Annotated in this window: 6 protein-coding genes; all 6 read left to right on the top strand. The window is 45.1% G+C overall.

Annotated elements, in window-relative coordinates; genetic code table 11:
- On the top strand, positions 1–2,233 hold a 2,233-nt coding region (locus DSOL_RS08605), incomplete at its 5' end, for an ATP-dependent Clp protease ATP-binding subunit (RefSeq protein WP_075364460.1).
- Between the two features lie 152 nt (positions 2,234–2,385).
- On the top strand, positions 2,386–3,774 hold the full coding sequence (radA, locus tag DSOL_RS08600) for a DNA repair protein RadA (protein ID WP_170871470.1): 1,389 nt from the start codon (positions 2,386–2,388) through the stop codon (positions 3,772–3,774).
- A 107-nt stretch (positions 3,775–3,881) separates the two neighbouring features.
- A complete protein-coding gene (locus DSOL_RS08595) occupies positions 3,882–4,136 on the top strand; it encodes an adenylate cyclase (RefSeq protein WP_075364446.1) in 255 nt (84 codons plus the stop codon).
- Between the two features lie 379 nt (positions 4,137–4,515).
- Entirely contained in the window at positions 4,516–4,854 is a 339-nt protein-coding gene (locus DSOL_RS08590; protein WP_075364445.1) for a DsrE family protein, read from the top strand.
- Between the two features lie 101 nt (positions 4,855–4,955).
- Complete coding sequence (locus DSOL_RS08585) at positions 4,956–6,224, top strand: double-cubane-cluster-containing anaerobic reductase (protein WP_075364444.1); 1,269 nt, start codon at positions 4,956–4,958, stop codon at positions 6,222–6,224.
- Complete coding sequence (locus DSOL_RS08580; RefSeq protein WP_075364443.1) at positions 6,221–6,961, top strand: acyl-CoA dehydratase activase; 741 nt, start codon at positions 6,221–6,223, stop codon at positions 6,959–6,961. Before DSOL_RS08585 ends, DSOL_RS08580 begins: the two co-directional genes overlap by 4 nt.
- Positions 6,962–7,034 lie beyond the last annotated feature (73 nt).

Raw genomic sequence — 7,034 nt, 5'->3', positions numbered from 1 at the left:
TCAGCCCTCTAACGGTGAGGTTGCACTTACTCCACGAGTAAAAAGGGTCTTGGAGTTGGCTAATGAGGAAGCACATCGACAAGATGTCAACTATATTGGGACGGAACATTTGCTCCTGGGATTAATTATGGAAGGGGAGGGAATTGCGGCCCGAATTTTGGCAAACCTTAATGTGAGTCCGGAAAAGGTTTGGAAACAAGTCGTCAAACTTTTAGGTGGAGAATTAGATGAATCGCCAATACCGTCGACTAATCCCATCTCGAATTCTAAAAATGTTGGTCCTGCAAATACGCCAGCCCTTAATGAATTTGGACGGGATCTTACGATGCAAGCACGCGAAGGACGTCTTGACCCGGTGATTGGGCGGGAAAAGGAAATTGAGCGGGTCATTCAGGTTTTAAGTCGACGGACCAAAAACAATCCCGCGCTCATCGGGGAACCCGGTGTCGGGAAAACAGCCATTGCTGAAGGATTAGCCCAAGGGATTGTGAACAATAGAGTGCCAGAAATTCTAGTCAATAAACGAGTGATTACCCTTGACCTTTCGGCTATGGTTGCGGGAAGCAAATATCGCGGCGAATTTGAGGAACGCTTAAAGAAAGTCATGGAGGAGATCCGAGCAGACGGGAACATCATCCTCTTTATCGATGAACTGCATACCTTGATAGGAGCGGGAGCTGCAGAAGGTGCTATCGATGCGGCAAATATTCTCAAACCGGCTTTGGCCAGGGGTGAACTTCAATGCATCGGGGCCACAACTTTGGATGAATACCGCAAATACATCGAGAAGGATTCGGCTCTAGAACGTCGTTTTCAACCCATCACGGTGGGTGAACCGACCGTAGAGGAAGCAATTCAGATTCTTCGTGGTTTACGGGATCGATATGAAGCCCATCACCGAGTGAAAATTTCGGATGAAGCCATTGATGCAGCTGCAACGCTGTCGGATCGGTATGTGTCCGACCGCTTCTTACCAGATAAGGCTATTGACTTGATGGATGAAGCAGCGTCACGAGTTCGTCTAGCAAGTTATACTGCCCCACCTGATATGAAATTACTGGAAGAAGAAGTCGAACGCCTAAAGAAAGAAAAAGAGGCAGCGGTTGGGAGTCAGGAATTTGAAAAAGCTGCCCAAATCCGCGATCAAGAACAAAAATTACGGGTAGAACTTGCTGAGCAGAGAGATGCCTGGCAGAATCAGCGTCACAAAGAAAATGCGATGGTCACGGCAGATGATATTGCCCAAATTGTTGCTGGCTGGACAGGAATACCTGTTAAAAAATTAGCTCAAGAAGAAAGTGAACGTCTCCTGCATCTGGAGGAGTCGTTGCATCAAAGGCTCATCGGACAGGAGGATGCAGTCACGGCAGTGGCTCGGGCAGTCCGTCGCGCGCGGGCAGGATTGAAAGATCCCAAACGCCCAATTGGCTCCTTCATCTTTCTCGGTCCAACGGGGGTGGGGAAAACCGAGCTCGGTCGCGCTTTGGCAGAGTCGATGTTCGGGGATGAAAAGGCTCTGATTCGCATTGATATGTCGGAATATATGGAGAAACACGCTGTTTCCCGACTTGTGGGAGCGCCTCCGGGATATATCGGTCATGATGAAGGGGGTCAACTCACTGAAGCGGTAAGGCGTAAACCCTATAGTGTCGTTTTGCTGGATGAAATTGAGAAAGCGCACCCTGAAGTGTTTAATATTTTACTCCAAGTGCTTGAAGATGGTCGGCTCACGGACACCAAGGGAAGGACTGTTGATTTCCGCAATACGGTGATCATCATGACCTCGAATGTGGGTTCTTCCTTCCTAAGGAAAGGAGCCATGGGGTTCGCAGCAAAAAAAGATGAAAAAATGGAATATAAGAATATGCGCGGACAGGTTATGGAAGAGCTTAAACGCACCTTCCGTCCCGAGTTCCTCAATCGCATTGATGAGTTAGTCGTCTTCCATGCTCTTCAAGAGGAACACCTAGAGAAAATCACGGAAATACTGATGCTCCAGGTGAACAAACGATTAAGTGAGCATGGTTTGGACCTTCAGGTAGAGAAGAGTGCTATCAGCTTGATTGCGAAAGAGGGGAATGATCCGATTTTTGGAGCGCGTCCGCTACGGCGTGCGATCCAACGCTTAATTGAAGATGCTCTGTCCGAAAAAATACTCGAAGGAGAATTTATAGACGGCGATCGAATCCGTGTTGAAGCAGAAGATGGGAAAATGAAGTTTTCTAAAATTTAAAGGCAAAGGGTTGTAACAGCAGTAAAACAACGGATGAAGCAAAACGTGGGAAAGACATCATAAAGGGGTTGCCAAGGCAACCCCTTTATCTCATAATTAAGTTTAGTAGGAGCGGATAGATCTGGCTTTCTGTTCTTAGAATGGGGCGTTGTATGAAGAACAAGGTAATTTATAGATGTTCGAATTGTGGATCGGAAAGTCCAAAATGGATGGGCAAGTGCCAAAGCTGTGATTCCTGGAATACATATGAAGAATTAATAAGTCAACCTAAGACGACGTCTTCCCTGAGTAAAAGAAAGACATCTCCCAAGAAGTTATCTGAGGTCCTAGCGGGCAACAGTGATCGAATTGTGACGAACATCGAGGAATTTAACCGAGTTCTAGGTGGGGGAATCGTCAAAGACTCGATCATTATCTTGACAGCAAGGCCAGGTGCTGGAAAATCAACCTTACTCTTGCAAGTAGCCAACGATGTTGCTACGAAGGGATATAAGGTTTTATATGCTTCTGCGGAAGAAAGCGACAGTCAAATTAAAAATAGATCGGATAGAATCTTAAACGGAAGTAAGAGTGACATTTGGATTTACTCTGATACAAGCATGAACCATGTTTTGGCCTCAATTGAGGAGCTAGACCCAGATTTAATTATCATAGACAGCATCCAGACCTTTACTCTGGAAGAACATAATTCCCGTCCTGGTTCACCTATTCAGACCATGGAGTGTGCGAATGAACTCTTAAAGGTTGCCAAGAACAACAGTCGTCCCAGAGCAGTGATCATGGTCGGGCAAATGACGAAAGATGATGAAATCGCAGGACTTCGAGCCTTAGAGCATCTGGTCGACGCTGTACTAATCCTGAATGGGGAAAATGGGGAAGAATTACGGGGAGCCTGGTGTTCTAAGAACAGATTCGGGAGCACGGGCGAGATAGGTTTTTTCTCCATGACCGAACAAGGGATGTTATCGATTGATAACCCTTCGGAGTTCTTTATGACCCAAAGGGGAGAGGGACAAAAAGTTTCGGGGAGCGCGTTAGCTGTTATTAAAGAAGGAACACGCCCCATCATCGTGGAAATCGAAAGTCTGGTCTCCAAGTCTTTCACACCCTATCCGTCAAGAATTGCGGAGTGTTTGCGGAGAGATCAATTAAACACTTTGATTTCAATACTTGAACAAAGAGGGAAGATTAATCTCTACGATAAAAACGTCGTAATAAAAACGACGGGTGGACTTCAACTTAAAGAACAAGCGGTAAGCTTAGCGATTATCATGTGTATTGTTTCCTCAGTGAAAGACAAAGCGATTCCCAATGATACTGTATTTGTGGCGGATGTGGGACTTACTGGAGAACTCAAGAAAGTCCCTGCAATTGAGGCGCGCATACGAGAAGTAGATCGAATGGGATTTAAGCGTGTTTACGTCGCCAAAAATACCGTTAGAGATTCGTCTAGGTTTAAGAATCTTGAAATCATAGAGCTTAACACATTGTATGATGTCATTCTGCACTTGAATATGAAGACTATAGACACGGCTTTATGAAGCAATTCAATTCTTGGTATAAGAAATTGATTATGCTATAATTATCTCATATATAATTGCTGATACTAATTCTGCCGATAGTGGCATTTGAATTGGAGGTTTACCGAATGTCCTTTACCATTAAAAATCAAGTTGACGTATTCAAATTTGCCCTTCCGCTTTATGATTATCTCAGTCAGCATGGGCACGTGGAAGAGGCCAAGGCTTTGGAACAAATAGTGGACGCCTGTTTTCCAAACGACGCCCTAACTCTGGAGGCGCACCGTAAGGCTTACAGACAAATCAAGGATGCTGTTCACGACTTGCCGCCACAATATCAGCTTGCCCTTGATGCATCTTTGGGAGTTCTACCAAAAGAATAATATTTCTCAACTGTAAAAACTCTCCGATTTCTGGAGAGTTTTTTTAATTCTTGTCCTCTTATCTAAGGGGGATATGTTTCTATGGCGCTCAAAGCTATCGTGGGAGGGGGTCATTCGCTGCGATTTTCTATATGGTGCCGACGATCAAACTGTTCTTCGAAGCAACAGAACCGTCCCTTATGCTTCCCTTATGCTTCCAGGTTAGTGAACCATTGCAGAAGTCAAATTTAATGGGGTTGTAACAAGCTGGAAAAAAGCTTTGTTACAACCCCATTTTATACCAGGAATTCAAGGACAATTCTAAGAAGGCCCTTCCGCACATATGTGTTTAGTGATAAAATAATATAAGATATAAATTATAATTGGAGGGGAGAACACGATGTCCTTTACTTATTTGATCAGTTCGGATACCATTGGCCATCAAGATCCGGAATTGGGTAAACGTCTGATGCACAGTTTCTTTTTGAAACTCTTGGAGGCGGCTGAGAAACCGTCCCACATTCTTTTTCTGGAAAAAGGGGTGCAGCTTTTGCTACCCGAATTCTCCGCTGTTGATGCTCTGAAGATTTTGGCAGAGGAGTCAGGGGTCACTCTGCTGGCTTGTGTGACCTGTCTAGATTATTACGGTATCAAAGATAAAATCGAGGTTGGAGAGGTTTCCACGATGCCTGAGATTATCGCCGTTATGCATGAAAGCGATAAGGTAATACATATCTAACTCAATTAACTATTGAAATTATCCTAGGATTAAACCTATTGAACCTTTGAACCAAGATCATGAGTGTGAGCAAATTGTATAAAACGAGGAGGATAAAAAGAATGGATAACCGAGAATTATGGACAGCACTGGGTATGGACCTAGAGAAACACGATGATTTTCTGGCTCCTGTGCCTGGAATTTATACGAGTCTGTTTTTAAATCGATCCAATCGCCCGAAAGCGATGGGGTATTTTGACGCAGTAGTCGGAGATGTGCATGGGATTCGTGTGCACGAACTTTACGCCATGAAGGAAGCCGGAGCTAAGGTTTTCTCAACGTTTTGCGTCTATGTTCCGGAGGAAATTGTCGTGGCGACGGGAAGTGCCAGCATTGGATTATGTGCTGGGGCCCAGTATACGGTTTCTTCGGGGGAAAAAGTTTTGCCGCGCAACCTTTGTCCTTTGATTAAATCGACCATGGGCTTTAAGCTAGATCGGATTTGCCCGTATTTCCAAGTTTCCGATTGGGTCATCGGGGAGACGACCTGTGACGGGAAGAAGAAAGCGTGGGAGATTCTCAATGAACATATCCCAACCTACGTGATGGAGCTTCCGCAAAAGAAAGAAGTCAAAGACGCCCGTCTCTGGGAAGAAGAAGTTCGGGAATTCGCTTCTTTCATTGAGCGCGAGACTAAAGTGGGTTTGACCGCTGAGAATCTCGCACGAGGAATTCAGACGATTAACAATAAACGCCAAGCACTTCAAAGGTTAGCTAACTTAAGAAAACATAACCCTGCTCCTATTCACGGTTTAGATGTCCTTGTAATCAATCAACTCTCCTTCTTTGACGATCCAGTTCGCTTCACGACCCAAGTCAATGCACTGTGTGATGAACTAGATGAACGAGTTAAGGAGGGGAGCGGAGTAGCCCCTGTTGATGCGCCGCGGATTCTTGTGACGGGAACCCCGCAACCTCTTCCAGCTTGGAAACTTCATGCCTTAATCGAACAGGCTGGAGCGGTCGTTGTCGGGGAGGAAACCTGCACGGGAGAACGTTATTATAAGGATGTCACTGAGCCTGCGGATAACGTATCGGATATGCTTGCTAATATCGCCAAGCGCCCCTTAAAGGTGAATTGTGCTTGTTTTACTCCAAATCAAGGGCGCATGGAAGATATTACTCGCATGGCTGAAACATTAAAAGCAGATGCCGTGATTGACTTTACCCTTCAGTTCTGCCAGCCCTATGGCGTGGAAAGCTATTTTGTGGGTAAAGAAATGGAGAAGAAAAAAATTCCTTTCCTGCGGTTAGAAAGCGATTTTTCCGAAGAAGATCAAGGGCAACTCTTGACTCGGATTGAGGCTCTGATCGAGATGATTCGGGCATGAAGCAAGCGGGGTTAGATCTCGGCTCGGTTAATACGAAATTGGTGGTGCTAGAAAACGGGAAACGGGTATACAGCCAAGTCATACCCTCCCGTTTCGATTCTGTCCAAGCGGGTATAACCTTACTTAAGGCCTATGTCGAAGAACACGGAGAAAAACCCGAAAAGCTCGTGATCACAGGGTATGGACGCGTAAACTTTCCCGAGGGGCGGGTGATTACGGAAATTTCCTGTCAAGGCCGAGGATGTCATGCCTATTTTCCGGATTATGCCTATATTCTCGATTTGGGGGGACAAGACGCTAAGGTGATTAAGAAAAACGCCGCAGGAAAAGTTATTCAGTTTATCATGAATGACAAATGTGCTGCCGGAACCGGGCGTTTTTTAGATGTTATCCTTAAGGGATTAGATTTAGCTTCCGAGGAGATAGAGTTAGCCGCGGAGGCTAAGCCAATTCCTATCAATTCGATGTGTACAGTTTTCGCTGAATCGGAAGTCATTACTATGCTTTCTAAGGGGATTCCAAAACCTGAGGTGATTGCAGGTCTCTTCAAAAGTACTGCAAAGCGTCTCGCTAATTTTGTCGAGTCTGTCGGACATCCGGAAAATTTGATTTTCACTGGAGGAGGCGCACATTATAGTCTCCTAGTCCGATTTCTTGAACGGGAGTTAAAGGGGAACATTGTGATCCCACAGGAACCCGAATTAACCGCAGCTTTAGGTGCAGCATTACTTGCGTAATAAAATAACAATAGCATTTGCTTAATTGCAGGTGCTATTGTTATATAAGGATAATATCCAACAAATTAGCATG

This window comes from Desulfosporosinus metallidurans, assembly GCF_001936615.1.
Classification (GTDB): Bacteria; Bacillota; Desulfitobacteriia; order Desulfitobacteriales; family Desulfitobacteriaceae; genus Desulfosporosinus; species Desulfosporosinus metallidurans.
Note: the sequence above shows the minus strand (reverse complement) of the source record. Positions and strands in the feature narration are given on the sequence as shown.

Bases quoted from the DNA above. Each gene is read 5' to 3' on its own strand.
- radA (WP_170871470.1), top strand. From the start codon at position 2,386: ATGAAGAACAAGGTAATTTATAGATGTTCGAATTGTGGATCGGAAAGT.
- DSOL_RS08595 (WP_075364446.1), top strand. From the start codon at position 3,882: ATGTCCTTTACCATTAAAAATCAAGTTGACGTATTCAAATTTGCCCTT.
- DSOL_RS08590 (WP_075364445.1), top strand. From the start codon at position 4,516: ATGTCCTTTACTTATTTGATCAGTTCGGATACCATTGGCCATCAAGAT.
- DSOL_RS08585 (WP_075364444.1), top strand. From the start codon at position 4,956: ATGGATAACCGAGAATTATGGACAGCACTGGGTATGGACCTAGAGAAA.
- DSOL_RS08580 (WP_075364443.1), top strand. From the start codon at position 6,221: ATGAAGCAAGCGGGGTTAGATCTCGGCTCGGTTAATACGAAATTGGTG.